Source organism: Paraburkholderia sp. RAU2J (assembly GCF_003634845.1).
Taxonomy (GTDB): domain Bacteria; phylum Pseudomonadota; class Gammaproteobacteria; order Burkholderiales; family Burkholderiaceae; genus Paraburkholderia; species Paraburkholderia fynbosensis.
On record NZ_RBXG01000004.1, the window covers coordinates 326,431 to 341,676 of the forward strand.

Here is a 15,246-nt window from a genome sequence, read left to right on the forward strand (position 1 = left end):
TGCTACGCCCTATCGGGTCGCGTGATCCGGATCAGGCTGATAACGCGGAAAGCTACAGAAAAAACGTTAGCTTTCCGGGAACCGGCACCCTACCTGCTGTGGTGTGGGATTCTGCCGCGACGCTTTACACGATGCATACACCCCGATGACCAGACCGATTCCGTTCGCCCGCGGCGCCAATGCGGCGCGCGCACGGCAAAAGAAGACCCTGCTGTTGCCCATGCCCCGGCACGAAGCCGATCGGCTTGCCCTGCAGGTCCATATCGCGCTTGACGCAATGCGCCTCACGATGGGCAACGTGAACGCCGCCCAAACGCTCTGTCAGGCAATGATACTGACGGGTCTGCTTGCCGAGGCTGGATACGGCGAAGCGACATTCGAGCAGATGCGCGATGCGGAGAACGTGATCACGGACGCGTTTGATCGCGGCCGGGACCATGGCGTGTGGTCGCTGCACGAAGACGGGTTCGAGCAGTTTGCGGCCATTGTCTCGACCTACGACTACCAGTTGCGCCGCGCTCCACTCGCTGCCGTCGCTGATGCGAGTGACCGGCTTGACCGCTTTCGCGCGGGAGAATCGTTCGGCGAGGCAGCGCGCAAGCGCGCATAACCGTCGAACCTAACGCCCCGGGGCGTCGGCAACGGCGACGAAGTTCGGAGCCACCCTGCCGCTATATCTCACAACACCACATCTACGAGAAAACTGCTGGTTCATGAAGGGAAGAATTGTTGACGGCGAAGCCCGCGACCGGTTGATCATCTGGATCCGCCGCCGGATGGAAGAATTTGGCATCACTATTCAAGCGCTCGCTGACTCTATTCAGCATGACCTCGACCACCCGCCGCTCTATCGCGATGCGAGGGGCAATGAATGGAACGGACTTGGCGACCACCCGCATTGGCTGCGCGCGGCTCAGAACGCGGGCGTCGATCCAGAGTTCTTTCGGGTCGAACAGCCTCCTGCGCGTGAGTCGGCGAATGTGCGCGTTGATGGCACCAGGAGAGACCCTCGGCAGCTCGACCTATTCGACCGATTGTGAAATGCGAGCTTTTCTGTAAAACATCAACAAAAATCCTTGCGGCAATGCATCGCCTTCGCAACGAGACTTTGTTAAGACTGCAAGTACATGGGTCGGCAAATTGACCCTCATTCTGCAAATATCGCGCCCGGCCCGATCGAAAACGGCGCCTTCCTTGCGATTTTTGCAATAGGAACCTGAGCCGGATCAGGTTGCTTTCTACAGATTTCAAACCGCAATATCAGCCAAGCCATACTTCAAATCGCTGATTCGATTAGAAAATGTGCGTAGCGTCGGTGTCTGAGCCGATGGAATCCGGCCGTGAAATTTGTGAAATCGATCGTCAAAAAAAACCCGGCTGCAGTAGCCGGGTGGGTCAAGGGGATGGGCGACTACAGAGCCCACTAGCAGATCACTTCAACCATGTCACCGAACGGCGCCTTCCTGGCCCGCTTAAGCGGCGTTGTCGATGCCCACAGCACGGGATACGACGGCACCTCATCGGGAAAGCGGCCATCCATGTCGGTGAGATATACGAGAAACGCCGGGTGAATACCCTCCGTTGCCAGCCGCCTGAACGGCTCGACAAACGAAGTGCCGCCACCGCCGCGAACAGGCTGCAGATCGAAGTCGACCGCGTCACCGCGCTCGAAGATCTGCATCTGTGTCACGCGCGTATCGCAATCCATCACGATCAGCCGCCGCGGCCGCACGCCTTCGTTCACAGCGATGATTTCCGCCGCAAACTGGGCTTGCGTTTCGTCCCACAGCGAACCGCTGGAGTCACGCACGAACACTGCATCCCCCACCGCCGGTTCATTCAACGACGGGAGATACAGGCCCATATGCAGATACCGCCGGTGCGGCATCGCGAAGCTGTAGTCAGTCGGCGACGATTCCTGCGCAAAGCGATGCAGGAGCGGACGCCAGTCCACAGCAGGCTCAACAGCATCGACCACCATGCCAGCCAGCGATCCAGGCAGTGCGCCGCGCATCTTTGCGGCCTTCGCCGCCTGCAGCACGGCTACTTTCCAGTCAGCTTCCTGCTGTGCCTTGTCGTCCGCGGTGTACTGACGGACCTCACCACAGGAGGGTGCGACGTCGGGCGACGGGCCGGCTGCGGGAGGTGTGGACGGTGTGTTCGCGCCGTTCGCACCGGATGAGGACTGTGGCGGGCTATTGCTCGTGTTGCTGCCGTTGCCCCCGCCCTGCTTCCCTTCAGCCTGCCTCTGCTTCTCCCGTTGCCGCTTTTCCTGCGCGAGGATGCCATAGATCTCCTCGGCCGACTTGCCCTTGAACCGGGCGTCGACCAGAACGCCTTTCGGCAGCAGCATGCCGGCGTCCAGCACGATCGGATTGATCGCGTGGTCGCAGGCATCGTTCCAGAGATCGGGATCGCGGTCGCCCATGCGCCAGCAATGGCCGTTGGCCACGTGCAGGACTTCATGCGCGAGCACGCCCCGAGTCTCCAGATCGTTCAGGCTGGCGAGGTAGGCCGGGTTGTAGCCCAGCGCCTCACCGTTCGTCCAGAACGTCTTGCACGACGGATCTTCGACTACCTTCAGCCGGAGCGCGAGCGCTCCGAAAAACGGCTGATCGAGGACCAGTGCGGTGCGTTGCTTCGAGATTCGCGGGTCCATGACCACCTCACGCGACGAGTCGCAGAAGCGGCGTCGGCTCCGGCATTGCGAGCGGCTTGACCGGCTCGAAGGATGCGAACGGTGTTGCCTGCTCAGCCATCTGATCCGGTGCACCGCCCTTGAACGCCGCCATCAGCCCCTCGATTTCCGAGGCCTTGGCGGCAACCTGTGAACGCAGCACGCGTGACTCTTTCAGATCCGCCCCCGAGTGCACGGCAAGATGCTTTTTCGCCTGTTCGAGAATGTGATTCAACTTCGGATCGTTGGAGAAATTCAGCTTCGGCAACAGATCGCACAGTTCGCGCACCTGATTCGTGACGCCAAGACGGACGTCGGTCGCACCATAGAGGCGGTCCGCCAGTTTCGAGACTGCCTCGTACAGCCGCCCGACCAGGTCGTTATTCGCAGTCGAGATCGAGGCGAGTACTTGCTGGTCGATTTCAGAGCGCAGATCTGTCAGAACGTCAGGCGGCAACTCGACGCCAAACTGGCTAGCGTCGGGAAACGGCAGGACCGACAGCCTGACGCCGAACTTGCCGTGCATCTGGGCAAGCGTCGGATAGTCGGCCTCGTTGTACAGGTCTTTCTGCTCGTCTCGCGCCTTTTCCTTCAGGTCAAGATAGTCCGTCAGGAAGACTGAGACCGCCAGATCAAACTCATCTTTCATCTTGCGCAACTGGTCCGCGACGTCCATGTAGATCATGGTCGGCAGCAGACGCACGCCCAGCTGGTCGTACTGCAACGTGTGGTTGTAGTAGTACGCGCGGATGCGGTTGCCGATAGACGTCACCTCGTGATAACTCGGCGCGTGTTCGGGCAGCAGACGCTTGTTAAAGCGGCCGATGCCTTTGGTCTGGTGCGCCGTCTCCACCGCTTCGGTCGCCTTCAGATCGAAGCGCCGTGCCTGCCAGCAGGAGACGGTGACAGCGGACAGCATGACCTTCGATTTCAGTTCAGTGATGTTCATGGATAACTCCAGAAAAGATAGGGATTGGATGCAGCGGAAATAAAAAAGCCACGGGCCGCGCGAGGCGGGCCGTGGCAACAGGGAACAGCAGAGAGACCGAGGAACAGCAGGTAAAGACCTCAGCGCCTGATCCGTTCGCTTACTGGCCGCGAATGATCTGGCCGAGCGGACCACCCTGCGCGCGGATGAACGCATGGGTGTTTTGCAGCTCTGGGGTGCGGCGCACCGCATCGCGCGCGAGCACTGCCGCAAACTCTCGATGGCCTGCGTCGATCAGCCGGTCGTTATAGGTCAGCACGCGATCGAAGTTGCCTTCAGTCGAGTGCGCTGCTAGCGCCGTGCTGACGGCGTAAAGCGCCGCGGGCGTTTCGGGAATCGACGCGGTATCGGGCGAGAGCAGGATTGCGTCGGGCGATGGCAGTTCGCGGTAGATACCGAGAAAGCTCATCAGTTCACCGGCCGCCGCTTCGCCCACCGCCCCTGCGTACGAGATCAGTTCAAGCTCTTTCGGCACCACACCCATCGTCTGGGCGACGAATCCCCACGAACGGGGACTCGGTGAGTTCTCGATGTCGCGCGATGTCTTCTGCACGGACAGCAGGTCAGGCCGGAAGCGAAGAAACGCAACCAGTGCCGGCGGCACGTTGTTGGCCACCGCCCAGTCCGTCCAGTCAACGATCGTCGGCTCGAGCTCAACCACCGTCGCGAAACGCGAGATGACCGGATCGAGGATGCCCGTTACGCCCGCGTTGTCGTTGCGCCTGTTGGTGGCCGCAACAAACGTGACGCAATCCGGTAGCACATGCTCACCGATGCGCCGCGCAAGCAGCAATTGCATCTTCGCGGCCTGCACCGCCGGCGACGCCTGTCCGAAGTCGTCGAGAAACCACAGCAGCGGAGAGGTCGCGTTCAACGCCCGCTCCAGATCGCCGAACGGCAGGAACCGAGCGACGCTCCCGTCGGGCGACGGAAACGGCAGGCCCTTGGAGTCCGTCGGATCTTCGACAACCGGATGGCTGATGAGCAGGTTGTGAGCCGTTGCCTTGGCAGCCTGATCGACGATATCGCTCTTGCCGATGCCCGGCCGGCCAGTAATCAGCACCGGCAGACGCTTCGGGACAAAGGCGCAAAGAAGTTGAACCAGTTGCGACGGAGTAACTTTCATGGGGTACCTGAAAAGGAAAAGCCCCACGAACCAACGCCCCAGGGGACGTGGTCCCGATGGGGCAAGTTGAGTACGCCGCTCGCGCGGCCGTTCGTTGCGTCGATTGACGCTGAAAAAGCGGTAGTGGGTTACGCCAGCGCGCCGACCAGTGCCGCCAGTTGTGCCTGCGTCAGCGTATCGCGCGAAATCGATGCTTCGCGCGTGAATATCATCTCGCCGTAAAGATCGGCAAGACAGCGTGCTTCGGCGCAAAGCACCAGCACGTCCGTTTCAAACATCGACGGATTGCGATTGCGCCAGACGTTGATCGCGTCTTCGATCTGCGCGATCGAGACGTGAACAGCTTGAGAAGTGGCCTGTTGAATCATGGGGTCCTCATTGCGTGGCACCCCGGTGTCGCCCGTGAAAGGAGGACGTCCCCCAGGGCAGACTTGTTGCCGGAATCCGGCGGTTCGATGCGTCAGGGACGCGGTTGATATCGCTAGTCTATGCTGGTGCTCCGGCTTGGTCGCACCAAATCATGCGCAAAAAGCCCCTGCTTAGAACTGTTCAGCAAACGCCGGGGCGAAAAAAAACCGGCGCATAGCGCTAATGCCGTTCAGTTAAGGTCTTTTCTAAGATACCGGACGGAGTAACGTGAAGGGCGGGATTTGACGACCCGGTCGCATGCGCGCCCGGGTCGTTTTTCATTCGGAAGAGACTTGAGCCGTTCGCGCAGGCGCCGAAGGCATGCGGGCAACTTTGCATAGGCCGGCGTGAGGGCGGCCCACATGAGTTCGTGCTGGATCGTATGGAGGGCGCGCACGAAGCTGATGTCGGTCGGTGCGAGTTTCGCCTCCCATGCGGCGCTGGCGATCTCACGGCGAATCAGGTTGTAGGCGATCAACGCACCCCATATCTCCTGATACACCCCTTCGACGGTGCGGCTGCGCAGGGTCAACTCCGAACCCAGCATCGATTGCTTGAGCTCGCCGTAGCTGGTTTCGATCTGCCAGCGACGCTCGTAGCAGGCAACGATATCGGCAGGTTTGAAGCGTCGGCGATCCCCGAGCGAAGTCAACAGCACGCGTTCGCGTCCACGCGCGTCGATGGTTCGGATCGCCCGCGCATTCCAGTATTCGGGCAAAGCCGGACACTTTTTGCGCGCCTCCGGCGAGACGCGCATGCGCACCGTCGCATCGTCAGCGGTACCGGAGATCACTTCCCAGCAGGTATTTGCTTTGGCCGGAATCAGGAAGTGACGATTGGGCGCGTTCATCGTCAGACCACACAGGATTTCTGCGGCCAGAAAACCCTTGTCGAACACCGTCAGCGAGTCTTGCGGGATCTGCGGCAGCAGGCTTTTGGCGTACACCATTTCGTTGGTGTCGTAGCGACCGAAATTGATATCGGCCACCAGATGCGTTGGAATCGCCGTGAGCGTCACGGCGCGCACCTGCGGATAACTGGCCACCTTGCCACTGGCATAACCTTGCGCGCCAAAGTGTTCACGGTTTGCCGGACTGTCGGGTACGCGCAGCGTGGTGCCATCCATCGCCCAAAGACTTAGAGGCTGTTGCGAAATTAATTTTCTGGTCTGTTAACTTTTCTGACTTGGTGTTAACTTTCTGTCTTGTTTTGCCTGACAGGAAGCGATGCCTAAAGAACTCATAGACGACGAACTGTGGTCACTTATCGAACCACTTCTGCCTGCGCGAGCACCTCGCAATCGACAATATGCGGGGCGCAAGCCGACACCCGACCGCGCTGTGCTGACGGGCATCGTGTTCGTACTACGCTCAGGCATCGCGTGGAATCTGCTGCCGCAGGAGATGGGGTGCGGCTCAGGCACTGCCTGCTGGCGACGGCTCGTCGCATGGCAGGAAGCAGGCGTCTGGCAACGCATCCACGAAACGCTGCTGGCCGAATTGCGTCGTCGTGGCGAAATCGATTTGTCCCGAGCGCTCGTGGACAGCTCATCGATTCGTGCCGTGCTGGCGGGAAAAAAACCGGCCCGAATCCCACGGACCGGCGCAAGCTCGGGAGCAAACACCACCTCATCGTCGACGCGCAAGGCATCCCGCTCGCGGTCATCCTGACCGGCGCAAACCGCCACGACATTACCCAGCTTGATTCGTTGGTCGAGGCCATTCCGCACATTCGGGGCAAGCGGGGGCGTCCCCTGCATAAACCACAAATCGTTCAGGGCGACCGAGGCTACAGTTCCGAGCCTCATCGGCAGCGCTTGCGGGAACGCGGCATCACGCCGGTGCTCGCAAAAATCGGTTCGCCTCACGGCAGTGGTCTGGGCAAAACGCGTTGGCCAGTCGAGCGTTCGATTGCATGGCTTCACTCGTTTCGACGCCTGAAGATTCGCTACGAACGCCATGCTCATGTTCACGAGGCCTTCCTGTCTCTCGCTTGTGCCTTGATTTGCTGGACGCGTCTCAAACCGGTGTTTAACTAATTTCGCAACAGCCTCTTAATCCCTTGAACGCATGATGAGCCGCGTCCTGAGTCGTCCACGCCCGCGCTGTCTGCTCGAACAGCCAGGCCATCGGCGCCTCGCCCACGCGCTGGCGCGCCTGCGCCACTGCGCTCTTGCTGACAAACGGCGCGGCCTCGTTGGGCAAAGCCAGATCGAGACTGTCGAGTACTTCGCTGATTGACCAGTGCCGGTACATCGCCAGCGCGATTACTAACCACACCACCTGTTCAGCCGGCAGGCGACGGCGCCGGATGCTCGCCGTGCCGGTTGCCTCGACCGCACGTTTGATCCATTCGTAGGGCAGATGCTCGGCCAACCGTCGCAGATCGGCCGGTTCCTGTGCTTCGATCACGTATGTGAGGTGGTTGGCAAGCATCGCGCCGACAAGTTAACAGCTCAGCGCAACGTTTACAACCACTTCCCACACCAAAAATAAAATGCCGTTCAGTCGCTTAACTGAACGGCATTAGGCGCATAGCGCCGGTTTATGAAACAAAAATGCTGCCTCACAAGAGGGACAACGAGGACTGTGCGGCAAGCATTGCATCAATACGCGCCATCATCGCTCGCTCGCGTTCACGAAAGGCACGCGACTTCTCTTCTCCCACTCCGTTGTGCCTCTCGATGACATAGGAGAACGCGCCCGGTCTCGCAGGGCCTGGCCAACGCACCCATTCCTCCATGATCCGCGTGCGCTGCTCGGGTGTGCACGCAAAGTATTCCCGACGCGTGCGGCGCCACTGCTGCGCATACAGATCCCGCATACGCTGCTCAGCCTGCAGGAACAGCCTCTCGCGGCGTGCCTGCTCTTCTTCGAGCGTGCGTGAGGGCGGCAGCTCAAGCTGCTCGCTGAACAGCGGATACGCCTGCGCGAGCTTTTCCTTCTGACGCTGCTCGCGACTGAGGAAGAGCGCCTGTCGGCGGGACGTCCAGGAGAAACCTTCCGGCCGAGCCTGACGGTCAAATCGCATACGCTCTCCCCTTACGCAGCACGGCGTTCGAGGACCGTCCGCGCATAGGCGAGCGTGCCATCCTTCGCCCGCAGGCGCCGTCCCTCGTTAAGCGCCGGGTTCACAAGTGCGTACTGAAGAATCGCACCGGCGCGCCAGTTGCGGATCTCGCTGAAGCCCGACGCGATCGCGTCGTCGACGTGTTCGACGCCATCGATCACCACACCGTCGTTGCGCTTGTAGCGGGCCGTAAGCGCCGCTTCCCTTGCGCGCCTGGCTTTATCCTCCCGGCGCTCCTCGAGCTTGCGACCGGCATCGGCGTTTTCCCATTGCGCCTGCGCCGGCTCGTCGAAGCCACACAATGCGAATACAGCGCGACGCCGGGCTTTCGCCTTCATACCGCGCAGCTTCACGCCGTGCAATTCCTCCACGACCTGCTTGCTCGCGCCGTTCTGATCGTCAGGGGTATCCAGCAGATTCAGAAGCATGGCAACGTCGCGCTGCTGAATTGCGGCAGCCACGCGATTGGGCCACTCATACGTCTCGCGCCCATGGGACAGCACTGCCATTTCGCACTCCAGCTTGTGCCGACGTGCGCTCATTCGGCCTTGTGCACGTTCCATGTCGGCGCGGTCCAACGCCTTGTCGCGCCGCGAGTCCGCCAGCAACTGGCGCAGTCGCGCCGCAAAGTCGTTAAGCGGCTGCCCGATAGCAACAGGCTTATCGAACATTGCCGGCAACCGCTCCGCGCTCACGATCTGCGCATCGAACAGGGCGTCCTCCACATCGATATAGCCCGCCGTTTCGGGCATGCCGGCAGTCGCAGCTACGATGGCATCGATGTTTTCTGCCGTAATCGATTGCTTCGCGTGACGCATGACCGAGCTCACGCGCTGCATTCTGCTCGCGGAGAGCCGGCCGCGAACTTCGGGCACGTTGAGCAGTGACTCCGCCCACTCGAGGTCATAGCGGAATGGGCGCTCCATCGCGCGATAGTCATCCATGACCACTGCCGGGACGTCCTCATTGCGAAGCAGAGCGTAAGCGACATGAACCTCGTGACGACCGTTCACCTGACCTCCGGCCACTGCCGGACCGCCTGAGCCGAAGCCAAAGCGTGCCGTTGCGGAGTCGTGGAACAACGACGACAGGTTGAAAAACTGCCGCGCATCTCGCGCGGCGACTTTCTCCGCGTCAATCTGATCGGTCGACAGGAAGCTCTGCGGCGCACGCGCCAGTTCGAAGAGGCCGAACAGTTCGTCCCAGTGCGCGGGACGGATCTGCCACGGTTTCGCGTTGGCAGCGTATTGCGCCAGCCAGAAGGCCCGAACCTCGTCAAACAGCCGGGCGACGATCTCGGCGGCCGAACCCGCACATCGAATCGCCAGCGTACCGTTGTAGCGCGTCACGCTTGCCGGGAGACCGTCACTGAGCAGTGAAATCGACGATGTCTCCGTTGCCTTCACGCGCTCGTTGGCGAACAACGCGATGACGCCCGCAAGCGTCGCGACGGTAAATGTCTCGTTGGGAATGGACAGTGTGTACATTGATGTTGGCTCCGCAAAATGAAAAGGGCCAACGTCCCCGATGGGGATGTCGGCCTATCAGGGTTCAGGAAATAAACGCTCTTCAGTCGATATCGAGCAGGCGCGACACCACTGCCGCTATGGACCACGCCTGCGAGCGAGACAGCGACTTGATGCGGATGAGCGGGACGCTCTTCCACAATTGCGACTCACTATCTGTGACGAGCTCTACCACGTCGACGCGGATAATCCAGCCTTCGGAATTGCCGCGCCCGACCGCCAGACTCACGCGGCGCATTGACTCCTCGACAGGCCACGGGGCCGACGGCCCGACGCCAAACCGGTCCGAACAATCCTGGTCGATGAAGTTAGCGTGGGTCACCCACTCAGGTTCGATCTCCGTGCGGCGCAACGCACGCGAAATTTGTTCAACAACGCTGCCAACGGTCGCGCCGACCGTATCAAACGGGGCGGCCGCCAAGGCGACCGGCAAATCAAGGGTTTCGGACATAGAGGGGCCATAAAAAGCAAAAGGCCACACCCGAAGGTGCAGCCTTTAAGAAAATACGGACCGGTCAAACCCCGGCCCGCCTCATTGATTAGCGGGATACGCGCAGATGCCGACGTTCGCGTTCCGCCTTGCGGCCGAGGTTGCTCATGTGCTTGCCATACGCACAAATTGCAACCGTCAGGATTAGCGCAACTACACCGAAGCCCATAGTCATTCTCCGTTCATGGAATCCATGCCCTCAATGAAGGTTAGCACAATGATCGCCCCGAGCGCGGCCTCGTTCAGGATGGCGGCGCCCGTCCAGCTGCTGGTCGAGTGCCAATACCCAACGAAGCCTGCCAGTGAAGCGACCGTGAGGGCGTGACAGAAGCGACCGAACTGCTGCCTCTGATCCTTGCTCCACGCCTTTCCAAGCCGGATGAGTGACCGTTTTCGGTCAACGTTCGAGACGACCGTGTCGCTGACCGAAAAGCTACCGTCCACGCGATGATCGAGAGGCACATCCAGACCGTCGATCAGAGCAATTACTACAGGCGGTGCCTCGGTTGAGCTAAATTCGCGTAAGAGACAAGCGAGGCGCTCAGATGGGATTACTTGGCCAAGCTCGCGCGAAAAGGTCGCCTTATCGGTGACAATCATGCCCGATGGGTATTCGACAGTGATTTCGACAATTTCCATCGACATCACCTACCGGCGTTCACCGTCCAGACCTGCGGCAAGCCGCAAGTCCGTGAGCAACGCGTCATATCCCTCGCGGGAGGACAGCTGCTCAAGTGCTACCGCGTTGTCAGCGCCGCCCGACATGTCGGAGCGGCCGCGGCGGGTGCGGAACGACACGGCGACCTTCTGCCGCGCGGGTGTATCAGCGACCTCCAGCATGACGGCCGGGGTGCGTAGGGTAATGCGGCAGCCACGGCCGCGACGCGACGGCTCGGCGACGATCTCGTGCTCACCGGAGCGAAGCCGCAGATCGCGGGCGACACGACGCAGGATCTGCGTCGCCAGATGAGTGATGGTTGCGTCCGATGCCGCGCCCGCACTGCGACGATCGGCATAGAACACCTTTGGAACCTTGACCATTGAAGCCTCTGAAAATAAAAAAAGCGAGGTGCCCTTTCGGGACACCTCGCGATGAAGGAGTGGGCCGGCAAAGCCGGCATTGGAAGACGAAGTCAGTGCGTGACGCGCAGACCCGAATTGGTGGAGACAAGAAGAACGTGTTCACCGGGTGCGAACTGCTGGTCATCGGGTTGGGCGATAACCACGTTGCCGCCCGAACTCTTGCGCACGATGATTTCGAGACCCGAGCGGCGCGACAGAGCCTGCGAGACTTTCTGTGTGACGAAGCCCGACGCAGCGCCCGTCAATGCACCAGCGATATAACGGCCAGAGCCGTTACCGATCGTGCGGCTACCGAGGAATGCGCCCACGCCCGCGCTGATCAGCGAAGTGAGACCGGAGTCATCCGAACTGGCTTCAATCGTGATCGCACGAGTGCGGATAACCGTGCCCTCTTCGACCGTGCCCGCGCGCTGTACGTCATAGCGCTGGTACGTGTTCGGCGAACCGAAATCGACGCCTGCACAAGCCGACAGCATGGAAGCGAGAACGAGACTGACGATGATCTTGAACATTTGATTGCCTCAACGAAATGAGGGGCAACCGTCCCGTCAGGGAGGTCGCCCTGACGGGAAAGGGAAAGTGTTGCTTCAGTGAACAGCAGTCAGACGAAGTCGATGGTTCGTGTTTCGGTCCCGAACAGCAAACCAGCGCACTGCAGTGAGCAGCGCAGCCGACAGCGGTGCGAGAACGAAGACAAACCAGAAACCGACGCCTTGCACGAACGCGCCGTATGCGTAGCCGTGTCCGGTAATGGACTCGACCATGAGAGCAGCGAAAGACATTTGATGCGAACCGACGTGCGTCAGATAGGCGTCAAGAGCGGCCGGTCCCGATGCACGCAGCAGATCGAGTTGGCCCTGCGCTTCGAACGCGCAGCCATAAAAGACCAGTGCGCAGCCCGTTCGAGCGAGAACGGCAACAACGATAAGAACGAAATGGAACGAAACGGCCGCGGACGCGTTATTTCGATCGACATGGAATAGCTCCTAAAAAAACGGGAGCCGGTCCCGTTGGGATGGCTCCCAACAGGGTTGACAGACGGGTTTAAGCCGTCGTGGAAGACCGGCATTGCCGGTCAAAGGTACGATCACTCCAGCAAGCCGGAGGTTCTTTCGATGCGCAGAGGCGCGGGTGATACGGTGAGTTTAGAGCCGTCGCTAGTCGCCGATGCCCGGAAACATCGAGAAAACCACCCTTCTTTCGCCGCGTGAATCTTGACGGACTTGACTTCCCGGAACAGGTGCGACGATGAGTTACCGGAGTTGGTTCCTACGCAGGCGTCGCTTGCTGCCGATTGGCAGCGTCCATCTTCTGTCCCTTCAGAAGCTTGTGCCGCATGCCATAGACCGGTCACCCTTCTTTTTTTATGAGGTCTTCATAGATGCAAAACCGCGACAACGGCATGGTGCCCGCAATTTTTATTCTCGGCTTGGTCGTAGTTCTCGCATTCCTCCTCGTAGTTTCCCGCTCGATCGGCGCCAGCTTTGCATCGGTCCTATCAACTGCTCCATCGCTTTTCATCATTGGCGGCGTTCTTATCGGCGTCTGGTACTTTGTTAGGGATTTTTGGTTGCAACTCTTTGCGGCCTTTTTTGCCTTCGGATGGCCGACGACGTGGCCCGTTCTGACCAGCATTGCGAACGGCTGCAATGACCCGGACTCTTCGTTCCGTCCGTGGCAACAGGATTCGTTCATTGACAGCGGGTGGATGACGTGGGGCGTCGAGTTCATTTTCGTTGCCCTGCTTTGTGTCGCCGTGGTCCACGAATATCGTCGCCGTCGTTACTGGTGAGCACAACGGGCGTGCAAAAAAAAGCGCCGCTCCCGAAGGACGCGGCGCTGCTTGCCATGATATGAGAGCCCTAACTGCCGACCACTCCTTCCAGATTTCGTTCGCCCGTCAGGGCGTTATGACCGAGAAGACGTACTGAATACGCTCCCGCAATCTTTCGCTCCATCTCACTGACGAGCGCCACGACAGTCTGCGCGATCTCCCTGTCAGACATATCGACCGGGAAAATTGCATAGCTGCCCGCAAGGACATTTTCGCCGGCGCTCGTGAAGTCGCCGTGGGTGAGCCACCAGCGATTGCACTCTTCGTCGAAGCGCAACCATATGCTGGCGCGTTTCGGCGCGACGATAGTCTCGAATGTCTTACTGAACGCGTCGACTATTCGATCCTTGTGCCAGCCGTGACGGGCAAGGCAACCGACGATCGCCTCTTTCATGATTTTCTCCTTCAAACGTAGCGTATAGCGCCACGACACGTCGTGACATGCGCTGTCACGCCGGTCGTGGCTGGAGGCCCAAAAAAAATCGGGATAGGGGCAGACCTCGCGGCCCGACCCTTCCCACACCACCGGGCATACGGGTCCGTACACGGCGGTTCGGATCGGTTGATCGGCTAGGGACGCAGTGAAGGAAGCCCAAGAGAAGAGAAGTAGCGATTGGGCAGTGCTTGGGACACCGCCGGGCTACCACTGAGTCGCCACACGCCAAGAGCGGAACTGGCCGTTTGTGCGGCCGACGTCCGGGAAACGCCCCGTGCGTGCAGTTGGGCAAAGCGGGTGCGGCCGCGCTTCCATTGCTTCCATAGGATGCAGCGCAGTCGTCGCCGGAGCCATGCGTCGAGGTTTCGTAGCTGGTTGGTCAATTCCACAAAGCTGAAGTAGCCACGCCAGCCCGTCAGGTAGCGGCGCAACTCCTCCACTACCTGCTCGATGCTGACCCCGCATGTGCGTCGAGTCAATTTCCGGACCTTTTCCTTGAACCGGGCGATGGCTTTGGGCGCGACGATACGTTGCACCTTGCCGTTGTACTCGATGAAGGTGAAGCCCAGGAATTTGCGCTCTTCCGGACTTGCGACGGCGCTCTTGGACTCGTTGACTTTCAGCTTGAGCGTGTCGGTAAGGAAGGCTTTGATGCCCGCCATCACCCGCTGACCCGCGCGTTCGCTACGCACATAGACATTGCTGTCATCAGCGTACCTCACGAAACGAAGTCCTCGCCGCTCAAGCTCCCGGTCAAGATCGTCGAGCATCAGGTTGGATAACAACGGGGATAGAGGACCGCCCTGGGGCGTACCCTCGTCCGTCGCACCAACCAGTCCGTGCTCCATTACGCCCGCCGTCAGGAACGAGCGAATCAGCTTCAACATCCGTTTGTCGCTGATCCGCTTCGCGACCCGACTCATCAGGATGTCGTGGTTCACGCGATCGAAGAATTTCTCCAGATCTAAATCTACAACCCATCGATACCCCGACTGGATATAGCTTTGCGCCTGCGCCACTGCCTGATGCGCCGAGCGTCCCGGACGGAAGCCGTAACTGGCATCCGAGAACGTCGGGTCCCACCGCCTTTGCAGCACCTGCAAGACCGCCTGCTGAACGAATCGATCAAGCGCAGAAGGGATGCCGAGCTTGCGCACGCCACCGCCATCCGGCTTGGGTATCTCGACGCGTCTCACAGGTTGAGCTTTGTATGTGCCGTTCAGCAGCATGGACCGTATCGACGGCCAATGCTCACGCAGGTACGCCGGTAGTGCCTGAACCGTCATGCCGTCCACGCCCGGTGCACCCTTGTTCGCTTTCACACGCTTCAACGCCTGCTTCAGGTTCTCCCTTTCGCAGACTTCTTCCATCAATCGGTCACATGCCGACGGGCTTTCAGGCTCAGGGTTCGCCGCCATAGGTTCAGCCCCTTGATCGACGTCCTTCCGGGCTTCACCCCTATCTCCGTCGCGAAGGACGCCACGCGTTTTCTGCTGCGCTCCCATGTCGAGTTCTCCGGCTTACTTGCCGCTCCTTTCCGTTTGGGCCTTCGGGCGTCGCCGCCCTACTATGCCCGCTGCTGACTCCTGCACGGCCGTCAACGTCCCTT

At 60.2% G+C, this 15,246-nt stretch carries 17 protein-coding genes and 2 pseudogenes; 5 read left to right on the forward strand and 14 right to left on the reverse strand.

Going from position 1 to position 15,246, the window contains the following annotated elements:
• Positions 1-145 precede the first annotated feature (145 nt).
• On the forward strand, positions 146-610 hold the full coding sequence (locus B0G69_RS39300) for a hypothetical protein (RefSeq protein WP_121325400.1): 465 nt from the start codon (positions 146-148) through the stop codon (positions 608-610).
• A gap of 103 nt (positions 611-713) precedes the next feature.
• Entirely contained in the window at positions 714-1,040 is a 327-nt protein-coding gene (locus B0G69_RS39305) for an H-NS family nucleoid-associated regulatory protein (protein ID WP_121325401.1), read from the forward strand.
• 383 nt (positions 1,041-1,423) lie between these two features.
• Here B0G69_RS39305 and B0G69_RS39310 read toward each other — a convergent pair whose 3' ends face one another.
• From B0G69_RS39310 to B0G69_RS39330, 5 genes and pseudogenes are all read right to left on the reverse strand, one after another.
• A complete protein-coding gene (locus B0G69_RS39310; RefSeq protein ID WP_121325649.1) occupies positions 1,424-2,659 on the reverse strand; it encodes a VWA-like domain-containing protein in 1,236 nt (411 codons plus the stop codon).
• A gap of 7 nt (positions 2,660-2,666) precedes the next feature.
• Positions 2,667-3,626 (reverse strand): hypothetical protein, encoded by a 960-nt coding sequence (locus B0G69_RS39315; protein ID WP_121325402.1) that lies wholly within the window; start codon positions 3,624-3,626, stop codon positions 2,667-2,669.
• A gap of 139 nt (positions 3,627-3,765) precedes the next feature.
• On the reverse strand, positions 3,766-4,791 hold the full coding sequence (locus tag B0G69_RS39320) for an ATP-binding protein (protein WP_121325403.1): 1,026 nt from the start codon (positions 4,789-4,791) through the stop codon (positions 3,766-3,768).
• Between the two features lie 128 nt (positions 4,792-4,919).
• Positions 4,920-5,159, reverse strand: a complete 240-nt coding sequence (locus B0G69_RS39325; protein WP_121325404.1) for a DUF3717 domain-containing protein — start codon at positions 5,157-5,159, stop codon at positions 4,920-4,922.
• A 230-nt stretch (positions 5,160-5,389) separates the two neighbouring features.
• Positions 5,390-6,340: pseudogene (locus tag B0G69_RS39330) on the reverse strand (IS4 family transposase); the annotation flags it as partial.
• Positions 6,341-6,425: 85 nt separating this feature from the next.
• On the opposite strand from B0G69_RS39330, the gene B0G69_RS39335 reads away from it, so the two are divergent.
• A protein-coding gene (locus tag B0G69_RS39335) for an IS5 family transposase (RefSeq protein WP_121316635.1) occupies positions 6,426-7,237 on the forward strand; the annotation gives its coding sequence in 2 pieces (ribosomal slippage) (positions 6,426-6,765 and positions 6,765-7,237; 813 coding nt in all).
• A 16-nt stretch (positions 7,238-7,253) separates the two neighbouring features.
• Here B0G69_RS39335 and B0G69_RS39340 read toward each other — a convergent pair.
• The 7 genes and pseudogenes from B0G69_RS39340 to B0G69_RS39370 all read right to left on the reverse strand — a co-directional run.
• Positions 7,254-7,634, reverse strand: a pseudogene (locus B0G69_RS39340) (transposase domain-containing protein); the annotation flags it as partial.
• A gap of 130 nt (positions 7,635-7,764) precedes the next feature.
• On the reverse strand, positions 7,765-8,229 hold the full coding sequence (locus tag B0G69_RS39345; protein ID WP_121325405.1) for a hypothetical protein: 465 nt from the start codon (positions 8,227-8,229) through the stop codon (positions 7,765-7,767).
• A gap of 11 nt (positions 8,230-8,240) precedes the next feature.
• Positions 8,241-9,755: a hypothetical protein gene (locus B0G69_RS39350; RefSeq protein ID WP_121325406.1), complete on the reverse strand. Its 1,515-nt coding sequence runs from the start codon at positions 9,753-9,755 to the stop codon at positions 8,241-8,243.
• A gap of 82 nt (positions 9,756-9,837) precedes the next feature.
• The gene (locus B0G69_RS39355; protein ID WP_121325407.1) at positions 9,838-10,245 is read right to left on the reverse strand and encodes a hypothetical protein; all 408 of its coding nucleotides are present in this window, start codon (positions 10,243-10,245) and stop codon (positions 9,838-9,840) included.
• 210 nt (positions 10,246-10,455) lie between these two features.
• On the reverse strand, positions 10,456-10,923 hold the full coding sequence (locus B0G69_RS39360; RefSeq protein ID WP_121325651.1) for a hypothetical protein: 468 nt from the start codon (positions 10,921-10,923) through the stop codon (positions 10,456-10,458).
• 9 nt (positions 10,924-10,932) lie between these two features.
• A complete protein-coding gene (locus tag B0G69_RS39365) occupies positions 10,933-11,325 on the reverse strand; it encodes a hypothetical protein (protein WP_121325408.1) in 393 nt (130 codons plus the stop codon).
• A gap of 92 nt (positions 11,326-11,417) precedes the next feature.
• Complete coding sequence (locus B0G69_RS39370; protein ID WP_121325409.1) at positions 11,418-11,879, reverse strand: hypothetical protein; 462 nt, start codon at positions 11,877-11,879, stop codon at positions 11,418-11,420.
• 78 nt (positions 11,880-11,957) lie between these two features.
• Between B0G69_RS39370 and B0G69_RS40905 the strand changes: the two genes are divergently transcribed.
• The gene (locus B0G69_RS40905) at positions 11,958-12,350 is read left to right on the forward strand and encodes a hypothetical protein (protein WP_147440844.1); all 393 of its coding nucleotides are present in this window, start codon (positions 11,958-11,960) and stop codon (positions 12,348-12,350) included.
• Between the two features lie 398 nt (positions 12,351-12,748).
• The gene (locus B0G69_RS39380; RefSeq protein ID WP_121325411.1) at positions 12,749-13,159 is read left to right on the forward strand and encodes a hypothetical protein; all 411 of its coding nucleotides are present in this window, start codon (positions 12,749-12,751) and stop codon (positions 13,157-13,159) included.
• A gap of 70 nt (positions 13,160-13,229) precedes the next feature.
• Here B0G69_RS39380 and B0G69_RS39385 read toward each other — a convergent pair whose 3' ends face one another.
• Both B0G69_RS39385 and ltrA read right to left on the reverse strand, forming a co-directional pair.
• Complete coding sequence (locus tag B0G69_RS39385) at positions 13,230-13,595, reverse strand: hypothetical protein (RefSeq protein ID WP_121325412.1); 366 nt, start codon at positions 13,593-13,595, stop codon at positions 13,230-13,232.
• Between the two features lie 176 nt (positions 13,596-13,771).
• A complete protein-coding gene (gene ltrA / locus B0G69_RS39390) occupies positions 13,772-15,142 on the reverse strand; it encodes a group II intron reverse transcriptase/maturase (RefSeq protein WP_121325413.1) in 1,371 nt (456 codons plus the stop codon).
• Positions 15,143-15,246: the final 104 nt, after the last annotated feature.